The sequence below is a fragment of the Herbaspirillum lusitanum genome, from assembly GCF_046025995.1.
Taxonomy (GTDB): Bacteria; Pseudomonadota; Gammaproteobacteria; order Burkholderiales; family Burkholderiaceae_D; genus Herbaspirillum; species Herbaspirillum lusitanum_A.
The window spans coordinates 357,889-376,004 of the sequence record NZ_JAQQFM010000001.1 but is presented as its reverse complement, the minus strand read 5'-3'; the positions used below and the strand labels follow the sequence as shown (position 1 = coordinate 376,004).

Annotated in this window: 16 protein-coding genes and 1 other RNA gene; 9 read left to right on the top strand and 8 right to left on the bottom strand. The window is 57.1% G+C overall.

Translation table 11 applies throughout. The annotated features are described in order from the left end of the window. Nucleotides 1-431: 431 nt before the first annotated feature. Nucleotides 432-2,216 (bottom strand): sensor domain-containing phosphodiesterase, encoded by a 1,785-nt coding sequence (locus tag PQR62_RS01695; RefSeq protein ID WP_408154123.1) that lies wholly within the window; start codon nucleotides 2,214-2,216, stop codon nucleotides 432-434. A 373-nt stretch (nucleotides 2,217-2,589) separates the two neighbouring features. After that, on the bottom strand, nucleotides 2,590-2,868 hold the full coding sequence (locus PQR62_RS01690) for a hypothetical protein (RefSeq protein ID WP_408154121.1): 279 nt from the start codon (nucleotides 2,866-2,868) through the stop codon (nucleotides 2,590-2,592). A gap of 283 nt (nucleotides 2,869-3,151) precedes the next feature. On the opposite strand from PQR62_RS01690, the gene PQR62_RS01685 reads away from it, so the two are divergent. Further along, nucleotides 3,152-3,529, top strand: a complete 378-nt coding sequence (locus PQR62_RS01685; RefSeq protein ID WP_408154119.1) for a response regulator — start codon at nucleotides 3,152-3,154, stop codon at nucleotides 3,527-3,529. A 232-nt stretch (nucleotides 3,530-3,761) separates the two neighbouring features. Here PQR62_RS01685 and PQR62_RS01680 read toward each other — a convergent pair whose 3' ends face one another. Then, nucleotides 3,762-4,124 carry a hypothetical protein gene (locus PQR62_RS01680; protein WP_408154117.1) on the bottom strand — a complete coding sequence of 121 codons (363 nt, stop codon included), beginning with the start codon at nucleotides 4,122-4,124 and terminating at the stop codon, nucleotides 3,762-3,764. A gap of 169 nt (nucleotides 4,125-4,293) precedes the next feature. Then, nucleotides 4,294-4,926: a DUF1120 domain-containing protein gene (locus PQR62_RS01675; protein WP_408154115.1), complete on the bottom strand. Its 633-nt coding sequence runs from the start codon at nucleotides 4,924-4,926 to the stop codon at nucleotides 4,294-4,296. A 381-nt stretch (nucleotides 4,927-5,307) separates the two neighbouring features. Here PQR62_RS01675 and PQR62_RS01670 point away from each other — a divergent pair, with 381 nt between their 5' ends. The 6 genes from PQR62_RS01670 to PQR62_RS01645 all read left to right on the top strand — a co-directional run bounded on the left by PQR62_RS01670 (nucleotide 5,308) and on the right by PQR62_RS01645 (nucleotide 10,576). Further along, a complete protein-coding gene (locus PQR62_RS01670; RefSeq protein WP_408154113.1) occupies nucleotides 5,308-5,532 on the top strand; it encodes a hypothetical protein in 225 nt (74 codons plus the stop codon). Nucleotides 5,533-5,567: 35 nt separating this feature from the next. Continuing rightward, the gene (dusA, locus tag PQR62_RS01665; protein ID WP_408154111.1) at nucleotides 5,568-6,602 is read left to right on the top strand and encodes a tRNA dihydrouridine(20/20a) synthase DusA; all 1,035 of its coding nucleotides are present in this window, start codon (nucleotides 5,568-5,570) and stop codon (nucleotides 6,600-6,602) included. Between the two features lie 145 nt (nucleotides 6,603-6,747). Then, nucleotides 6,748-7,866 (top strand): bifunctional 3,4-dihydroxy-2-butanone-4-phosphate synthase/GTP cyclohydrolase II, encoded by a 1,119-nt coding sequence (gene ribBA, locus PQR62_RS01660; RefSeq protein WP_408154109.1) that lies wholly within the window; start codon nucleotides 6,748-6,750, stop codon nucleotides 7,864-7,866. Nucleotides 7,867-7,908: 42 nt separating this feature from the next. Next, nucleotides 7,909-8,394 (top strand): 6,7-dimethyl-8-ribityllumazine synthase, encoded by a 486-nt coding sequence (gene ribH / locus PQR62_RS01655; RefSeq protein WP_408154107.1) that lies wholly within the window; start codon nucleotides 7,909-7,911, stop codon nucleotides 8,392-8,394. A 204-nt stretch (nucleotides 8,395-8,598) separates the two neighbouring features. Next, nucleotides 8,599-9,069, top strand: coding sequence for a transcription antitermination factor NusB (gene nusB, locus PQR62_RS01650; protein ID WP_408154106.1), 471 nt, complete (start codon nucleotides 8,599-8,601; stop codon nucleotides 9,067-9,069). A 316-nt stretch (nucleotides 9,070-9,385) separates the two neighbouring features. After that, the gene (locus tag PQR62_RS01645) at nucleotides 9,386-10,576 is read left to right on the top strand and encodes a pyridoxal phosphate-dependent aminotransferase (RefSeq protein ID WP_408154104.1); all 1,191 of its coding nucleotides are present in this window, start codon (nucleotides 9,386-9,388) and stop codon (nucleotides 10,574-10,576) included. A gap of 124 nt (nucleotides 10,577-10,700) precedes the next feature. Here the strand turns inward: PQR62_RS01645 and PQR62_RS01640 are convergent, their stop codons facing one another. Next, the gene (locus PQR62_RS01640) at nucleotides 10,701-11,699 is read right to left on the bottom strand and encodes a transglycosylase SLT domain-containing protein (protein ID WP_408154102.1); all 999 of its coding nucleotides are present in this window, start codon (nucleotides 11,697-11,699) and stop codon (nucleotides 10,701-10,703) included. 458 nt (nucleotides 11,700-12,157) lie between these two features. Here PQR62_RS01640 and ubiD point away from each other — a divergent pair, with 458 nt between their 5' ends. Together ubiD and ffs are read left to right on the top strand one after the other, a co-directional pair. Continuing rightward, entirely contained in the window at nucleotides 12,158-13,642 is a 1,485-nt protein-coding gene (gene ubiD, locus PQR62_RS01635) for a 4-hydroxy-3-polyprenylbenzoate decarboxylase (RefSeq protein WP_408154100.1), read from the top strand. Between the two features lie 338 nt (nucleotides 13,643-13,980). Beyond that, an RNA gene (ffs, locus tag PQR62_RS01630) (signal recognition particle sRNA small type) lies at nucleotides 13,981-14,079 on the top strand. 50 nt (nucleotides 14,080-14,129) lie between these two features. Here ffs and PQR62_RS01625 read toward each other — a convergent pair. The 3 genes from PQR62_RS01625 to zwf form a co-directional block, all read right to left on the bottom strand. Further along, on the bottom strand, nucleotides 14,130-14,297 hold the full coding sequence (locus tag PQR62_RS01625) for a hypothetical protein (RefSeq protein ID WP_408154099.1): 168 nt from the start codon (nucleotides 14,295-14,297) through the stop codon (nucleotides 14,130-14,132). A 34-nt stretch (nucleotides 14,298-14,331) separates the two neighbouring features. After that, complete coding sequence (locus PQR62_RS01620) at nucleotides 14,332-16,200, bottom strand: glucokinase (RefSeq protein WP_408154687.1); 1,869 nt, start codon at nucleotides 16,198-16,200, stop codon at nucleotides 14,332-14,334. Between the two features lie 264 nt (nucleotides 16,201-16,464). Next, entirely contained in the window at nucleotides 16,465-17,940 is a 1,476-nt protein-coding gene (zwf, locus tag PQR62_RS01615; protein ID WP_408154098.1) for a glucose-6-phosphate dehydrogenase, read from the bottom strand. Between the last annotated feature and the right edge of the window lie 176 nt (nucleotides 17,941-18,116).

Genomic DNA, 18,116 nt, shown 5'->3' with positions numbered 1-18,116 from the left:
CGCTGCGATATAGTTCTACCTGTCTCCTCCAATTTCCTCCTAAAGAATTGGATTTAAACCCGCAACCTTCAGGTCGCGGGTTTTTTTTTGCCAAAATTTATTTAATCTTTCGTTTGTCTGAATTTGCTTGTCGGCGCGCATGCGCCAAGTGTGATGCAGGGCTGGCAAGGCTTTCGGAGCGCTCCCTCAGATATGTCGAGGTCTATTTCTCCATGTTCAGAGGTCGCGCGGCGAAAAAATTTCCAGAAAGGCACTAAATTTGTGCGGTGCGAAATGACGAATGCTGAATTGTGGTGCAGAATCAGCCCCGTAGTATAAAAATCCTATCTCTCAAGAGGATAGAGGGGACACCGGCCCGCAGCGCGCAAGCTCTGCGGGTTTTCTATTTGGGCGATTGAATTTGCCGGAAAGCAGGGCGCGTTCCGGGCAATTTAGTTGTTGATCTCCAACCAGGCCTCAAAGTCCGCTGCCGGCATGGGTCTCGCAATCGCATAGCCTTGGCCGTGATCGCATCCATAGCTCTTGAGCAGTTCGTAGGTCTCCATGCATTCGATCCCTTCCGCCACCACCACATAACCGAGTTCGTGGCCCAGTCGCATGATGGAAGGCACGATCATGCGGTCGGTCTTATTGACCAGCAGGCCTTTGATGAAGGACTGATCGATCTTCATATGATCGGCCGGTATGTTCTTCAGGTAGGACAGATTGCTGAAGCCGGCGCCGAAGTCGTCAATCGCAATCTTCACGCCCAGATTTTTCATATCCAGAATCTGCTCGCGCAGACTTTGCGCATTTTTGCCGATGGCGCTTTCTGTGAATTCGATTTCAATCAGCCCCGGCGGTATCTTGTGTTCGGCGAGCAGGGCGCGCAGTAATCCCGGCAACTCGTCGGTGTCGAAGTCGCGCGCGGAAACGTTGATCGCCACCGGAATGCGGCGACCTTGTTGCATCCATTTGGCGGCTTGCGTGATGCCTTCGCGCAGCGCCCATTTGGTCACGCGGCGGATCAGTGCGGTCTTCTCCGCAAGCGGAATGAAAACAGCTGGCGAGACGCTGCCAAACACCGGGTGCTGCCATCTGATAAGCGCTTCCACCCCTGAGCATTTGCCGTCGCGCATCGAGACTTTGGGTTGAAAGTGCAGGGTCAGCTGGCTTTCAGACAAGAGGGCGCTGGGGATGGACGACAGAATATCGAAGGTGTGCTTCTGGCTTTCACCTTGCGATTGTTCAAACACACGCTGACCTGTGCCGTCTTGCCGCGCCAGATCGGCCGCAGTAAACAGCGAGCGCACCAGGTCTTCACTGCTGCTGCTTGATTGAACCGGGACGATGCCCACCGAAATTTCCATGGTGTAAGGAATGCCTTGATGCTCAAGCGGCGTATTGAAACGCTCCTGAATCTTGTCGATCAAGGTCTGCAGCTCCTTGCTGTCCGAGTAGTGCAGATAGGCAAACAGCGTCGTACCGATGCGATACACGGCGCTTGTGTCGACCGCATCGACCAGTCGGTTTTTGGCCTGGATAAGAAAGCCTTCGGCGTAATCCCAGCCGAGCGCCTTGATCATGTCGACAAAATAGTCGCGATCACAAATGTCGACCGATACCGCCGTCACCGAGCGCCGCAGACGGTCCGAGCTCTTTTCGAAAAAGCGCAGGTCCTCGATGAATCGCGTGCGGTTGGGCAAGGTGGTCAGTGCATCGACGTAGCCGGTGGTTCGCAATATTTCAAGGCGCGCCATGACGATGGCGCCCAATTGTTCCAGCGTGGCCAGGTCTTCGTCGCTGAATTCGTCGCGCGGTGTTTTACCGATGACGCACAGTGTGCCCAGGCATATGCCTTCCGGCGTGATCAGCGGGGCGCCGGCGTAAAAGCGGATGTGGGGATCACCCAGTACCAATGCGTTGTTCTTGAAACGCTCATCCTTGGTCGCATCAAGTACGACCATCGGCCGGTGCTGGTGAATCGCGTGCGCACAGAAAGAATCCGATCTGGGCGTCTGCACCACATTCAGGCCTTTTCTGGATTTGAACCACTGCCGATTCTCATCGATCAGGGAAATCAGCGAGATGTCTGCGTTCAACAATTTAGCGGCCAGATCCGTGAGCAGGTCGGACAGCGGGTCGGGGGGAGTATCAAGCAAACAGTAGGATTTGAGCGTTGCCAGGCGGACATGTTCGTCCACGGCCAGCCTGGAAATATTGCTATCGCTCATCATTTACCTTTGTAATCGAAATTGCTCTATTGACAATATTGTATTGTCTTTTAAATCGACTGCCTGGCATAGCGTGGCGACTCAAAATCTGAATAAAACTTGATCTGCGTTGCAGTCAGCCCTCACTTTTTAGCGGCAAGAGCATCTTGAAATTGCTTTGCTGAAATTTCAGTTTTCCGCTGTAGCGCTTGCGGTTGATTTTGTGTGGCGATATGGCAATGGTCGGCGCGAATTTAACGGACATGTTGCTGATGCCCGCCGGGCAGTCTCTGACGACCACATCGGATTTGGGTTCCGGTCCAACGCTGCAGCGGGCAGCTTGCGACTCGAGTCGGACATGGCATATGTTTGCGGCCGAGCCAAGAGCCGCACCGGGCTACTCGTCATCGAATTCCGCCAGGATGATCTGGGCCTGCGATGCAAGAAGGCCCGCGCTCCGCACCGCCTCCCTATATTGCTGGAACATCTCTCTTGTTACGGTGAGCGACGCGCTTCCATCGATACTGCGTGAATTTCCGGAAATATCTGCAATGGCATCGCAGGCGATCTGGTGCGCATCTTTCATCCTGGAGATGCAGGTCAGAAGTGAGTTCTTTTTTTTCACATCGAGCTCCTGTGTTCGTGTATCGATGACGTTGAAAAATAGCGCATTCATCGTATCCGATGGAGATGGCGCGCGGGAGTTCTGCCCGCTTCGTATTCAAGTATTCGGGAAGCCGAGTCCGCATGCTCCGCTCGGTGTTTCCCTGCCAGTGCAAACAGCTGTGCGAGCAAAGAAAGGATGAGCTTGGAAGGATCGACGCACGCCACTTGTAAGTAATGACTGACGCCCGAATGAGGCGCGCAGGCCGTGTGCATTTCGCGCTGATGCGTGATACTGAAATCCTGTTGCCACTGTGTGTGGCATTTCACATTTATCCTAACTCAAACGGTCATTTATGACGGAAACGACACAAGCAGTTCTGGTCGTTGAAGATGATGACGACACTCGGTATATGCTGGCGCACGTGCTGAGGGAAAGCGGCAGGAAAGTGATTGAAGCCGTTGACGGTGTAGATGCGCTGGAGCAGATGAAGCTGCATGAGTTATCCATCGTGCTGACCGACTTGCGCATGCCAAGAATGAATGGCATTGAGTTGGCCAGAAAGCTCAAGAAATCGGCTTCGTACAAAAATATTCCTATCGTGCTCATCTCTGCAACGCCACCTTCACCAGGCCAGCGTATTCCTGAGTTTGCAGCGGTTCTGGTCAAGCCCTTTGCGATTGCGGGCCTGCTGCGTTGCGTCGACGAACTGCTCACCCCTCTGAACGGATAAGCGACAGCGCATCGTTCACGTGCTATGTCCGCTCTTTGCCCAAAAAAAGGCCCGCTACCGGGGGAGATAGCGGGCCTGAATGATCACAGTTTCGGGCCATGATCAGGGGGGTACAGTCGGTTAAACGGACAAATTCTTCGATCTTGATGTAGAGCTTTGTCATTATTATCTGCGCTTGAGAAGCGAAGACTTTCAGCCGTTTCGTCGATTCGCCATTTCCTCCTGAAGCTCTTCAGAATTTGATCGCGCCTCTGTCGCATACTTGTCGTGCCCGATGCGACGCCAGGCAATTTTCAACAAGGACTTCCTTCAATCCATGCGCTGATTTTAAGAGGCGTGCATGAGCCTGTCCGTGCGGTAGGCCATATATGGCTGAATTTGCGTGAATGCGCATGCCACGGCCGGTCTGCAACTTCAAGCCTTGCGCATCGCGCATCCTTGGCAAAAATCCTTGGTCTGTCAATTGGCTCGAGGCCTTGCTTGTCTCACCGACCACGTATTGGCCGGTTTTCTTTGTGACTCTGTCTTTCCAGCGGGCGGTGACGCCTTCGCCGGAGTCGGTCTGCAGTTCTGTTTCGGATTCGGCTGCTTCCATCTTTGTTTCAGACGCATGTGTGTGGTGAATCGATTGGCGCCCATGGTTTTATATGCAAAAAAACGCGGACAAAAAAAAGCCCACCTTCGGAGAGGTGGGCAAACTTACAGGGACTACATCACTACTTACTCTCAAGATTCGTTTGTCGGATTTCTCCAACGTGCATGGCTTACAGGTAGATCACTTCAATTGTCGCCGAGCCATCCAGAGGGATTTCACGCGTCAGGTCGAGATCTTCCGGCTTGTTGATGATGGCGGCGACCCGGATCTTTGCCGTTACGTCTTTGTAAGCACCAGGATTCCAGCCGCCATTATTAAAAGAAAACAAATGCCATGTATTGAGGCCACTGGCGCCTTGATACCAGCTTTTGCCCGAATCGCCGGAGTAGAGGACCTGGCCCGCTACGCCATCGCCGGTCACGCCCGCCATTTCAATGGTGTAGCCGCCGGTCTTCTTTCCGCCAACCGTGCCCAGGCCGAAATTGTGTTCTGGATACTGCATCATTTCGGTCACGATGGACTCGTGACGGTTATCAACAAACTTGAAGCCGATCTTGGTCGGTGCTTCGCATTTGATGTTCAGGGCGACTTCTCTTGTCGGCATGGGGGTGTAGGCGCCTTTCTTGAGAACGCTTGCGGGTATCACACCATAGTCAACCACGGCGCCGCCACTGAAGCTCGGAACGCAAGCCGATGGGCGGATCACTCCTTTGACCTTGAGTTCTGCGGTATCGGCTGCGTGCGACAGAGTGGAGAACAGAGCAACGGCGAGCAGGGCAGAGGCGGTGATGAGGTTTTTCATGATGTCTTCCCAAGAAAGTAAGCTGTAGTCTGTGCATCGCGCTTGTTTGTGCTGTCTGATGCAGTGATGTCATTGTGCTTTTTTGGTCTCGATACTTATATGAGAAAAGTCTCAAAACCTTTTCGGCTTTTGAGGCTGTGCACCGCCTGGGTAAAGCTACTGATATTGAAATCAGGAAATTATTTCGCGTGTTTTTGGGCGCGCGTAATGAAGCCACCGATCGTCTGCTGCAGGCGACCTCGGTGCTGGCGAAGTGCACTCCGGGCTAGCACAGCGCAGGAGGGGGCCGTTTGTTGCGTCCGAACGCTCTGTCTTGCCGCATTTCGGCGAAATATTCATTAGTGAATTCGCTCACAGCGGGCGGGATAAGGTCATGCCGTCGTGGAAATCCAACGTATCCATGTCGCGCTCGACTTTGTGCGCCCATTCCTGAGCCATCCCCTTATCGGAGAGAGACTTGCTGATAAACTTATGCCCTTTTTAGCGAATCTGGGCAATCTACGCGTCGCTTCGCCTGGTATTGCTCACGATTCTGTCGATGCAAATTTGATGCTGTCAGGTAATGAAATGGCGCCAGTCAATCAAGTTTCTGCTCTTGCTGTCTAAGTAAAAGCCTCCCCTTGAAATAGCAGTTTATCTTTATGAAATCAAAGACTTACGGTAAGCGCCGGATATCCGTGGCCCCGATGATGGACTGGACCGACCGGCATTGCCGCGTCTTCCATCGCCAGATCACCCGTCATACCTGGTTGTATACCGAGATGGTGACGACCGGGGCGCTGTTGCACGGCGATGTGGCGCGTCATTTGAATTTCAATGAGGAAGAGCATCCGGTCGCCTTGCAGCTCGGCGGCAGCGAGCCGGCCGATCTGGCGCATAGCGCCAAATTGGGGGAGCAGTGGGGCTATGACGAGATCAATCTGAACTGCGGTTGTCCTTCCGAGCGAGTGCAGCGCGGTGCGTTTGGCGCCTGCCTGATGGCCGAGCCGGCGTTGGTGGCTGATTGCGTGAAGGCCATGCGCGATGCGGTTTCTATCGATGTGACCGTGAAGCATCGCATCGGTATCGATAGTGTTGAATCCTACGATTTCGTGCGCGACTTCGTCGGCCAGATCGCCGAGGCCGGTTGCAGCACTTTCATCGTGCATGCGCGCAATGCAATCCTCAAAGGCCTGAGCCCGAAAGAGAACCGCGAGATTCCTCCGCTCAAATACGATTTTGCCTATCAGCTCAAGCGTGATTTCCCCGAGATGGAAATCATCATCAACGGCGGCATCAAGACCGTGGCTGAGATCGATCAGCATCTGCAGCATGTCGACGGCGTGATGCTGGGTCGCGAGGCGTACCACAATCCCTTCCTGATGGCTGGTTTCGATGCGCTGTATTACGCCGACCGGCCCGGCGCGCTCGACCCTAGCCGTGAGCAGGTGATCGCGGCCATGCTGCCGTATATCCGGCGTCAGCTGGAGTTGCATGGCGACAATGGCAAAGGCCTGCGTCTGAACAGCATCACGCGTCACATGCTGGGCTTGCTGGCCGGCGTGCCGGGTGCGCGGGCGTTTCGTCAGACGCTGTCGGATTCAAAGAAGCTGGCGGCCGGCGATGCCGACCTGTTGCTGGAAGCCCTGGCGCGTACCCGCCGCGTATCCGAAGAACATGCCGACGAGCGCGCCTGAAGATCTGAGCACATAAGTCCGCAATCATTTCAAGGCATGACGGAGCGACAACATGCGCTGCATCAATGAAGTGCGGCGATGCCCCGTTTTAAGGGCGCAAATCCTTTAAAATAGCGGGTCTTACAAAGTTACCAGCCATTCCAATATGCCACTCGCCTCTACCGAAGAAATCGTTGCCGAATTACGTGCCGGACGCATGGTGATTCTGGTCGATGAAGAAGACCGTGAAAACGAAGGCGACCTGATTCTCGCGACCGATTTCGTGACGCCTGAAGCGATCAATTTCATGGTCAAGCACGCCCGCGGTCTGGTGTGCCTGACCCTAACCGAAGAACATTGCGATCAGCTCGATCTGAGCATGATGGCGGCGCGCAACGGCACCCAGTTCGGCACCAATTTCACGGTGTCGATCGAAGCGGCCGAGGGCGTGACCACCGGAATCTCCGCAGCCGACCGCGCACGCACCATTCAGGTCGCGGCAGCCAAAAATGCCAAGCCATCGGATCTGGTCCAGCCCGGCCACATCTTCCCGCTGCGCGCCCAAAAGGGGGGGGTGCTGATGCGCGCCGGCCATACCGAAGCCGGCTGCGATCTGACCCAGATGGCGGGCCTGACGCCGGCCGCCGTGATCTGCGAAATCCTCAAGGACGACGGCACCATGGCGCGTCTGCCGGACCTGATGGAATTTGCCGAAACGCATCAACTCAAGATCGGCACAATTGCCGGTCTGATTCATTACCGCAGCCAGCACGAGAGCATCATCGAGCGCGTGGCCGAACGCCAGATGCAGACCGTGCACGGCAGCTTCAAGGCCATCGCCTATCGCGACAAGCCTAGCGGCGGCGCTCACCTGGCGCTGGTGCATGGCGACGTTCAGAGCGATCTGGAAACGCTGGTGCGAGTGCATCAGCCGGTGTCGATTCTGGATGTGCTGGAAGCCGAGGAAACCACGCACTCGTGGAATCTGGCGGCGGCCATGAAAAAGATTCAAGCCTCGCCCAGCGGCGTGGTGGTGCTGCTCAATTGCGAAGAGTCGGCGGAGCAGATGTTCCAGACCTTCGGCGCGCTCAATGAAGCGTGCAACAAGGATCGCAAGCCGGCCCGCGCTGATCGCATGGACCTGCGCACCTACGGTATCGGCGCCCAGATCCTGAAGGATATCGGCGTGCGCAAGATGAAGCTGTTGTCGAGTCCGCGCAAGATGCCGTCGATGACCGGCTTCAATCTGGAAGTATCCGGTTACCTGACCCGCGATGCCGAGTAACTCAATTCATCACGACACAAGTCAACGTAAAAGGAAAAAGCCATGACCATTGGAACATATGAAGCAGACCTGAGCGGCGAGAACCTGCGCATCGGTATCGTACAGGCGCGCTTCAACGAGGACGTGTGCCACGGCCTGCTGGCCGCCTGCCTGGCCGAACTGAAGCATCTGGGCGTAGCGGACGAAGACATCCTGCACGTAACAGTGCCGGGTGCGCTGGAAATTCCGCTGGGCCTGCAAAAGATGGCCGAGACCGAACAGTTCGATGCCTTGATTGCGCTGGGTGCGGTGATTCGCGGCGAGACCTATCACTTCGAGCTGGTCTCCAACGAATCCGGCGCCGGCATCACGCGTATCGGTCTGGATTTCGGTCTGCCGATTGCCAATGCCGTGCTGACCACCGAGAACGACGAGCAAGCCGAAGCCCGCATGGCGGAAAAGGGCGCCGATGCAGCGCGCGTGGCGGTCGAAATGGCCAATCTGGCGATTGCGCTGGAAGAGCTGGCACAGGCCGGCGAAGAAGAATAAGCCGCTTTGCCGGCATGGATGCGACAGCATGCTTGTGCATCGATGCCGGATGAAGCAGGCTGGCGTTTCAGGCAGTGTCAAACCGTATCAAGTTTTTCCCTGTCAGTCAGAATGAGCGGCCGTCGCAGATCCTTGATTGAATCCGAATCGAAGCGGCGGCACGCGATGCAACAGAAGTCATAACCGGCCTTGAGCCTATTCATCATGTCGAACAAAACCAGCCAACACGCCAATTCGAACAAGAACCGCACGCCGCGTCACCGCGCGCGCGAGTTCGCATTGCAAGGCCTGTATCAGTGGTTGCTTAACCACGAAGACAGCGGTGCCATCGAGGCCAACATCCGCGAAGCACACGGCTTCGACAAGGCCGATGCCGAGCACTTCGATACGCTGCTCAACGGCACCATCAAGGATGTGCAGATTCTGCGCGCCGGCCTGACGCCGCTGATCGATCGTCCCATCACCGAGCTGTCGCCGGTTGAACATGCTGCATTGCTGATCGGCGCCTACGAGCTGCAGAACCACATCGAGATTCCTTACAAGGTGGTGATCAACGAAGCAGTCGAGCTGACCAAGTCCTTCGGCGGTATCGACGGTCACAAGTACGTCAACGGCGTACTGGATCGTTTCGCGGCGCAGACACGCGCGACTGAAGTGCAGGCCGCGCGCCGCTGAGCATGTTGACCGGATGAGATCGCAGCGGCTGAGTTGTCGGGCGCTGTGATCATCCTCAGTCGGGCCGGCCGGCAAGGCCGGACTTCGATGTGGATCCGGATCACGCGGCCGGCCGGATTTTTGTCCGCCTGAATGCATGCATCACGGCTGATTCAGCCAGATGGCGCAAAGGTATCTGTAGCAGCGCAAGACATCGGGCGTTCATCTTCAGTGTGGCGCCTGGACATTACGTCGGTGCATGACCGCCATGACCGTGATGCTCGGCGCTCCGATTCTTCTCCCTACCATTCATCCCACTCTTTTCATATTTCCTGCCATGAGCCTGAACGAATTCGCCTCCCGTTTGCAGAACATCGAACCTTTTCACGTGATGGAGCTGGCCAAGATGGCCGCCAGGCTGGAGCAGGAAGGGCGTCACATCATTCACATGGGCATCGGCGAACCGGATTTCACGGCGCCGCCCGCGGTGGTCGCAGCAGCGACGCAAGCGATGGCTGACGGCAAAATGCAATACACCTCGGCCACCGGCTTGCCGCAATTGCGTGCCGCGATCTCGGATCACTATCGCAGCGTGTACGGCCTGGAGATTGCGCCATCGCGCATCGTCGTCACGGCCGGCGCTTCGGCTGCATTGGTGCTGGCCTGTGCGGCGCTGGTGGAAAAGGATGCCGAGGTACTGATGCCGGACCCCTGCTACCCATGCAATCGCCATTTCGTCGCCGCCTTCGAAGGCAAGGCCAAGCTGATCTCCAGCGGTCCTGAGCATCGTTTCCAGCTGTCTGCAGAAATGGTCAGGGCGCATTGGACCGATGTCACGCGTGGCGTCTTGCTGGCATCGCCTTCAAATCCCACCGGCACGTCGATTCTGCCGGATGAGTTGAAGGCCATCATCGACGAAGTGCGCGCGCGCAAGGGCTTTGCGATTGTCGATGAAATCTATCAGGGCCTGTCGTATGAAGGAGCACCGTTCTCGGCGCTGTCGCTGGACGACGATGTGATCGTGATCAACAGCTTCTCCAAATACTTCAACATGACCGGCTGGCGTCTGGGTTGGCTGGTGCTGCCGGAGCGCATGGTGGCGCAGGTCGAAAAGCTGGCGCAGAATCTTTTCATCTGCGCATCGTCGATTGCGCAGTATGCGGGCGTGGCTTGCTTCACGCCAGAATCGATCGCCATCTATGAAGAGCGCAAGGCCGAATTTAAACGTCGTCGCGACTACATCGTGCCGGCGCTGGAGAGTCTGGGTTTCAAGGTGCCGGTGACGCCGGACGGCGCATTTTATGTCTACGCGGATTGCAGTGCGCTGAGCGACGATGCCGATCAGCTGACCATCGACATGCTCAATGAAGCGGGCGTGGTGCTGGTGCCGGGTCTGGATTTCGGGCCGTTCACCGCCAATACGTATATCCGTCTGTCGTATGCGACTTCGATGGAAAATCTTCAGGACGCGGTCGCGCGTCTGCGCAGGTTTTTTGATGCGCGCAAAGTGAAATCCGCCGCAGCCTGAGGTGCTGCGGGCAACTCGCCGCTCAAAAAGAAAGACGCCGCATGAAAATGCCGGCGAAAAAAAGGAGCCCGAAGGCTCCTCTTTTTTGCGTGTTGAATACCGGTAATATTCAAGCGCAACACGCTCATAAAGCAGCGAGTTGTTCTTCCACTTTCGGCTTGTTGGCAGCCGCAATGTTATTCGGTTGAGCAGCCTTGGCCGGGGTTGCCGGATTGACTGGGCTGGTCGGCACCGGGCCGGCGCTGGCCGACACGCTAGGCGCCGCTGCCGGCGGCAGCTTGATCAGATTGGTGGTGAAGATGGAGATATTCTTGCCCATCGCCACTTGCTTCAGATTCTGGTATTCGGACAGTACCTTCACGCCGTAGCCGCCATCGTTGTTCATCTCGGCTGCGCCCACATAAGTCTTCAGGCCCGCTTCTACCGAACCGCCGCGTGTCACATATTCCTTCAGGATCTGCGAGCCGACACGGATGTTCGCCACAGGATTGAGTGCAGCCTTGATGCCGCCCAGTTCCTGGAATTTATCGTGGTGCACCTTGGACATGACTTGCATCAGGCCTTGCGCGCCCATCGGGCTTTCCGCGAAGGGATTGAAGCGCGATTCGATGGCGATGACCGACAAGATCAGCAGCGGATCCAGTTTGATGTCCTTGGCCGTCAGATAGGCGGCGGACACCAGCATGTCGGCTGCATCATTGGCCACGCGATAGCGCTTGGCCAGCCAGCCGGTCACCAGCTTTTGCTGACGCGCCGATCCCAGCATGGCGCGATCTTCTGCGGTCAGCGTGGCGGCGCTTGCTGCTTCGACCACGGGCACCGTTTCTACGGCGCCTGCGGCAGGCATCAATTGCGACAGCGGCGGTGCGGCTGCTTGCGCCACATCCTGCTCTTCAGCGTTGTCCGAGAACGGCGACATGCCGATCAGACGATCCGCCAGGTCAGGGTTGAAAAACATCAGACCCAGAACGAACAGGGCGGCGATGCCGAGCAGCGTGACAATACGATGTGCGGCGGTGAAAAAATAAGCAATTCTGCTGCGAGCGGACGTCGTCCAGTTCGCGGCGCGATGAACCAACTGCTGGGCGCTATCTAACGGCGCCTCGGTAGCCTGGTTTGACATTGAACCTCCTGCGTTATTGCGGCAAACAGAGGACGTGCCGGCCAAGAAGTGAAGACCAGTCGCTATCTTTGTGTGTCGCAATTTATTGCGTTACCGTCGCAAGGCGTTACGGCAAGTGCTATCTGCGCGGCCTGCTGGCCGGTGCAACAGATAACCATGTTCGGGGGATAAGGCTGACGCCTTGGATGACACTTCTTTAAAAGTTATGGGACCCCGGTCCCTGGTATGCCTTGCAAGCTTGAATGTGAAGCTTGAATTCGGACTTCATGCCCGGTCTCTTTGCTTGAGAGTGCGCGCATTGTAGAAGCCACTTTATATCAAGTCAATACTATTGAAAGCGTTTTATATAACTTTTGTGTATCATATTTTTCTAGGTCCTTCACCAAAAATCAATAGAATCAACCGTTTGGCCGGGATATCTGATCCCCGGCAGTGATGTAAGAAACTTGTGAAAATTTATGAAATACGCAGATTTACGTGATTTTATTTCTCAACTACAACAAAAAGGCGAACTTAAACGCATTTCTACGCCAGTTTCGCCTCATCTGGAGATCACGGAAATCTGTGACCGGACCCTCAGGGCAGGAGGTCCGGCACTTTTGTTTGAGCGTCCTTCTCAAAAAAATATCCCCGTCTTAGCGAATCTTTTCGGCACGCCGCGTCGCGTGGCGCTGGGCATGGGGGCCGAAGACGTCAGCGAGCTGCGTCGCATCGGTCATTTATTGGCAAGACTGAAAGAGCCTGAGCCGCCTAAAGGTTTCAAGGATGTGCTCAATCTCGGCACGCTGGTCAAGTCGCTGTGGGACATGGCGCCCAAGGAACAGCGCTCGGCGCCGTGTCAGGACATCGTGTGGGAAGGCAATGATGTCGACCTCGATCGTCTGCCGATTCAGCACTGCTGGCCGGGCGATGTCGCCCCTCTTATTACCTGGGGCCTGGTGATTACCAAAGGTCCTAATAAGAAGCGCCAGAATCTGGGCATTTACCGACAGCAGGTCCTCGGCCGCAACAAGGTCATCATGCGTTGGCTGGCACATCGCGGCGGCGCATTGGACTTCCGCGAACACTGCATCGCCAATCCCGGCAAACCTTATCCGGTGGCGGTCGCGCTCGGTGCCGACCCGGCTACTATATTAGGTGCAGTGACGCCGGTGCCGGACAACTTGTCGGAGTATCAGTTTGCCGGTCTGCTGCGCGGCAGCCGCACCGAGCTGGTCAAGGCCATCGGCAGCGAACTGCGGGTGCCGGCCTCGGCCGAGATCGTGCTCGAAGGGCATATCTATCCAGACGAATCTCATCCCACCGGCTATGAGCATGCGCTCGAAGGTCCCTACGGCGATCACACCGGTTATTACAATGAGCAGGACTGGTTTCCGGTATTCACCATCGACCGCATCACCATGCGGCGCGATCCGATTTATCACTCCACGTATACCGGCAAGCCGCCTGATGAGCCCGCGGTACTGGGCGTGGCGCTCAATGAGGTGTTCATTCCGCTGCTGCAGAAGCAGTTCAGCGAAATCACCGATTTCTATCTGCCGCCGGAAGGCTGCAGCTACCGCATGGCCATCGTGCAGATGAAGAAGTCCTACGCCGGCCATGCCAAGCGCGTCATGTTCGGGGTCTGGAGTTTCCTGCGCCAGTTCATGTACACCAAGTTCATCGTGGTGGTGGATGAAGACGTTGATATCCGCGATTGGAAGGAAGTGATCTGGGCTATCACCACGCGCGTCGATCCGGTACGAGACACCGTGATGGTGGATAACACGCCTATCGATTATCTCGACTTCGCTTCGCCGATCAGCGGTCTCGGCAGCAAGATGGGAATCGATGCCACAAATAAATGGCCAGGTGAAACCAATCGTGAATGGGGTACGACGATAGCCATGACGCCTGAAGTGAAAAAGCGCGTCGACGATATCTGGGAGCAGTTGGGTATCTGATTTTGCCCGCGCTTCCTGAATTCAGATCGGTGATCAAATCGCGAAAGGGCGCTCATCGGCGACGAGGAAAATGGCAATCAGGAGGTGCGCGCGACGAAATTGTTTAGCAATTTTTCGCAGCGCTTCCGTGATGATGCTTGCGTTGACGGTGATTTCCGTTCAGCAGAATTCATCGGATATGGCGGGCTTGATGCTTGGGTGGCCTGTCCTGAAAGTCCTGCTGCATAAGGCTTGCAGAGGCACAGCCTGTTTTGTGAAGACGAGTTTTCATCGCGCCGATTTCACTGATTCACATCGGCGGCTACTGCGCCGCGACAATATGGAGTACAATGCGCGTCGGCGGGCCCCTGCGCATTGTGGCATGGTCAACCTGGTCAGGTCGGGAACGAAGCAGCCACAGCCATTCCCCGCAAGTGCCGCAGACAAGGCTCGCCTCTTATCTTTTCATGACAGTCCGCAGCATGTGATTTTTCGGATTGTTCCATCTTCAGGCGATTGCAAGCAAGCCTGCACGCCGCAGAGCAAATTCCACCGCGCAGATTTCAGGCAGACCGATTTTTTCGATGCCGTATTGGTTGGTCCGTACTTCTGCGCTTCTCCACGCCGCACAAAATGCCGCACAAGAAAACAGCGCATCAAATCCGATGCGCTGCATGCATTTCTCTTTCTTGCTTTCGCCGCTCGCCGATTTATTTTCCTGCCCGACCGTCGCCGTTTGGCCCGGCCTCATCAGCTGCATCGTCCGGTTCGTCCTGCGTTGGCGCCCCTGCATCCAGCGGCAAGTGATTCAGAATGCCGCGTTTGGCCTGACGTCGCAATTCGCCGATGGGGCTGGAGCGATGCAGGCTGAGGTTGACCACCAAGATATCGATCAGCAACAAAAACAGAATGCGCGACATGGTCGGGATATGCACCAGGCTATCTTCGTCATGTTCCACTGCCAGCGTGTGATGCGCGCGCTTGGCCAGCTGCGAGTTGGTCGGCGCCAGCGCGACGATGGTGGCGCCTGAGGCCAGTACTGCTTCCACGGTCGGCGCCAGATGGCGCAGGCGGCTGGAGTTGGAAATAATCACCGCGACGTCGCCGCGCTTGAGCATGGAGGCCGAGACTTCCTGCAATTGCGGATCGGTGGCGACGCTGCAGGGGATGCCGAGACGGAACAGTTTCTGCTGCGCGTCCTGCGCCACCAGCCCGCAATTACCGAAACCGTAAAATTCCACGCGGCCGGCCTCGTGCAGCAGATCCACTACCTGCGTCAGCGTGTCCGCATTCAGATTGTCGCGCAGCTGCATCATGGCGGCGATGGTGTTGTCGGCCACCTTGGCCGCCACGTCCAGCGGCGCATCGTCGCCTTGCACCTGGCTGTGCGCCACCGGCACATTGCCGGTCACGCCTGAGGCCAGCTTCAGTTTGAAATCGGCCAGTCCCTGGCAACCCATGGTGCGGCAAAAACGGATCACGGTCGGCTGGCTGACATTGGCGCGCCGCGCGATTTCAGAAATCGGTTCGTTCATCACCACGCGCGGATGCGCGAGTATCAGGCTGGCGACGCGTTCTTCGGCCGGCGAGAATTGCGACTGCACCTTGCGTATGCGTTCGAGGAAGGGCACCGCGTTGCCGCCGCCCAGTCGCTCGGACAAAATTGCCGCGACGCCGACGAAAGCCGGGTAGGGTGCGGTGATGACGAAGGTCGGAATCTTTTCCACATAGGCGCGGAAGCGGCCCTTGTTTTCGAAGCGTGCGCGGAACGGCGAGCGCGCGAAATATTCACCGAGTCGCGGCACCACGCCGCCGCCGATATAAATGCCGCCGACTGCGCCCAGCGTTACCGCGACGTTGGCCGCCAGCGTGCCCAGCATGCCGCAGAAGATATCCAGCGTTTCGACGCAGACCGCATCCTTGCCCTCAAGCGCACGCTCGGTAATTTGCGCCGCCGGCAATTCTTCTGCCGCGCGTCCGTCAATGTCATTGAGCGCGCGATGAATCATCTCGACGCCGGGCCCTGAAATCAGGCGTTCGGCCGAGACGTGCTCGTACTCGCGCCAGCAATAGGAGAGAATCTTCGCCTCGCGTTCGATGAAGGGCGAGAACGCGACATGGCCGCCTTCACTGGCCAGCGCAATCCATTTACCCTCGCTTGGCAGCAGGCCTCCGACGCCCAGGCCGGTGCCGGCGCCGACCAGCCCGATCACGCTTTCAGCCTGCGCGGTGCCGCCGCCGATCTGCTTGCAGTGATTGGGTTCCAGATGCGGAAGGGCCATCGACAGTGCGGTGAAGTCATTGACCACCAGCAGCGTATCGAGCCCGAGCAGCTTGCGCGTGGCTTCAATCGAGAAGGCCCAGTCGTGGTTGGTCATCTGGATCTGGTCGCCCTGCACCGGGTTGGCGATGGCGATCGCCGCATGCTTGACCGGCGCATGTCCGAAGCCGTTCAGATAGGCTTGCACAGCGTCGGAAAATTCCTTGTAGTCGGCGCCGCGCAGCGTCTGGATCGCATCGATGCGACCCGGCGCCAGCTCAAGTGCGAAACGTGCGTTGGTGCCGCCGACATCGGCCAGCAGGCGCGGTCCATCCAGATAAGGGCTGCCGCCTTCATTTCGACTGTGGTCGGCGGCATCCGGCAGCGGCCGTTCCGCTTCCTCGCTGAGGCCAGCGACAGGCTGACCGTTCTCATGTGAAGCTACCTTGGGCGGATGCTGTTGTTCGTTACCGGGTTTGGACATGGAGCGGATTTTCCTTGCGGTTTTTGTAAGTGTGCAGCGGGGGCGCGACGCCGTTCAATCAGCAGGTCGAGCATTCAAATACGTGCATGCAGGCCGGGCTCAACGATCTTCCGGCCAACTGGCGCCGGCGCGCATCATCATCGAAGACGAGGCGGTCGGGCCCCAGCTGCCGGCTATATAAGAGCGCGGCGGCGAGGCCAGCATCTGCGGCGATTCCCAGTAATTGAGCAGCGGTTCAACCCAGCGCCATGCCGCTTCCTGCTCATCACGCCGCACGAACAGCGAGAGATTGCCGCGGATCACGTCCAGCAGCAGACGCTCATAAGCTTCTGCGCGTTTCTGGCGGAAGGCCTGCTCGAACGACAAGTCCAGCACCACCGGCCGCACCGTCATGCTGTCGCCGGGCTGCTTGGCGAGACAATGCAGTTGAATCGATTCTTCCGGTTGCAGCTTGATCACCATGCGGTTGGCGCTGGCGCCGCCGCCCGGCATCGGCAGGATCGCATGCGGAATCGGGCGGAAGGTGATCACGATCTCGGCACTGCGTTGCGCCAGGCGTTTGCCGGTGCGCAGGAAAAACGGTACCCCGGCCCAGCGCCAGTTGTTGATCTCCGCATGCAGGGCGACGAAGCTTTCGGTGGTTGACTCCGGCGCGATGCCAGGTTCGTTGTGATAACCAGGCACCGCCTTGCCGTTGACGGCGCCCGAAGCGTATTGCGCGCGCACCGCCTTGGTTTCCAGCTCTTGCGGCGTGAAGGGTTTGAGCGCGCGCAGCACGCGCACCTTTTCATCGCGGATGGCGTCGGCGTCCATTGAAATCGGCGGCTCCATTGCCACCATGCACAGCAATTGCAGCAAATGGTTCTGCACCATGTCGCGCATGGCGCCGGTGCCGTCGTAAAACTCGCCGCGGCCTTCCACGCCGAGCTGCTCGGCAATGGTCAGTTGCACATGTTCGATCGAGTCGCGACTCCACAGCGGCTCGAACAGGCTATTGGCGAAGCGCAGCGCCAGCAGGTTTTGTACCGATTCCTTGCCGAGATAGTGGTCGATGCGATAAATCTGGTTTTCTTCGAACACCCGCGCCACCGCGTCGTTGATCGCGCGCGAGGTGCGCAGATCGTGGCCCAGCGGTTTTTCCAGCACCACGCGAGCCTGACTCAGGTCGATGTCGCTGGCGCCCAGATTGGCGCAGATGGCCTCAAACAGCTTGGGCGTGGTGGCGAGGTAAAACACGGTGATCGCATTCGGCAGCAGTTGCGCCGCCAGTCGCGCATAGTCACCGGGCTGCGTGGCGTTCAGCATCACATAGTCGATGCGCTGCACGAAGTCGCGCCAGCTTGGTGATTCGCTCAGGCCCGGACCTTCACCCTTGACGTGCGGAGCGGCGTTGGCGTCGACCCAGGCCAGATAGCTTTCCTTGCTGAAGTCCTGAATCGCCACGCAAACGATGCGCCCCCCGGCCTGCAGCTTGCCGTCGCGGTGCGCGGCATACAGCGCCGGCAGAATCTTGCGCATGGCGAGATCGCCGGTTGCGCCAAACAATACGAAATTGAAGATATTTTCTTCTGGCATGGTCAGCTCTTTGTATGTAGTCAAATAAATATAAAAAAAGGCTATTTATGTATTATTGCTACTCAAGAGGCTTTTGTTCAACAAAAGAAGGTGGGTTTTTTAATTCAGTTCGTGAAAAGAAACAGAACTTGTAGTTCTGCAAAAAGATTCCAAAATTGTTCTACTTAAATCTATGA

Coding starts and splice junctions, on each gene's coding strand:
- PQR62_RS01695 (WP_408154123.1), bottom strand. CDS start 2,216: ATGATGAGCGATAGCAATATTTCCAGGCTGGCCGTGGACGAACATGTC.
- PQR62_RS01690 (WP_408154121.1), bottom strand. CDS start 2,868: ATGAATGCGCTATTTTTCAACGTCATCGATACACGAACACAGGAGCTC.
- PQR62_RS01685 (WP_408154119.1), top strand. CDS start 3,152: ATGACGGAAACGACACAAGCAGTTCTGGTCGTTGAAGATGATGACGAC.
- PQR62_RS01680 (WP_408154117.1), bottom strand. CDS start 4,124: ATGGAAGCAGCCGAATCCGAAACAGAACTGCAGACCGACTCCGGCGAA.
- PQR62_RS01675 (WP_408154115.1), bottom strand. CDS start 4,926: ATGAAAAACCTCATCACCGCCTCTGCCCTGCTCGCCGTTGCTCTGTTC.
- dusA (WP_408154111.1), top strand. CDS start 5,568: ATGAAATCAAAGACTTACGGTAAGCGCCGGATATCCGTGGCCCCGATG.
- ribBA (WP_408154109.1), top strand. CDS start 6,748: ATGCCACTCGCCTCTACCGAAGAAATCGTTGCCGAATTACGTGCCGGA.
- ribH (WP_408154107.1), top strand. CDS start 7,909: ATGACCATTGGAACATATGAAGCAGACCTGAGCGGCGAGAACCTGCGC.
- nusB (WP_408154106.1), top strand. CDS start 8,599: ATGTCGAACAAAACCAGCCAACACGCCAATTCGAACAAGAACCGCACG.
- PQR62_RS01645 (WP_408154104.1), top strand. CDS start 9,386: ATGAGCCTGAACGAATTCGCCTCCCGTTTGCAGAACATCGAACCTTTT.
- PQR62_RS01640 (WP_408154102.1), bottom strand. CDS start 11,699: ATGTCAAACCAGGCTACCGAGGCGCCGTTAGATAGCGCCCAGCAGTTG.
- ubiD (WP_408154100.1), top strand. CDS start 12,158: ATGAAATACGCAGATTTACGTGATTTTATTTCTCAACTACAACAAAAA.
- PQR62_RS01625 (WP_408154099.1), bottom strand. CDS start 14,297: ATGCAGCGCATCGGATTTGATGCGCTGTTTTCTTGTGCGGCATTTTGT.
- zwf (WP_408154098.1), bottom strand. CDS start 17,940: ATGCCAGAAGAAAATATCTTCAATTTCGTATTGTTTGGCGCAACCGGC.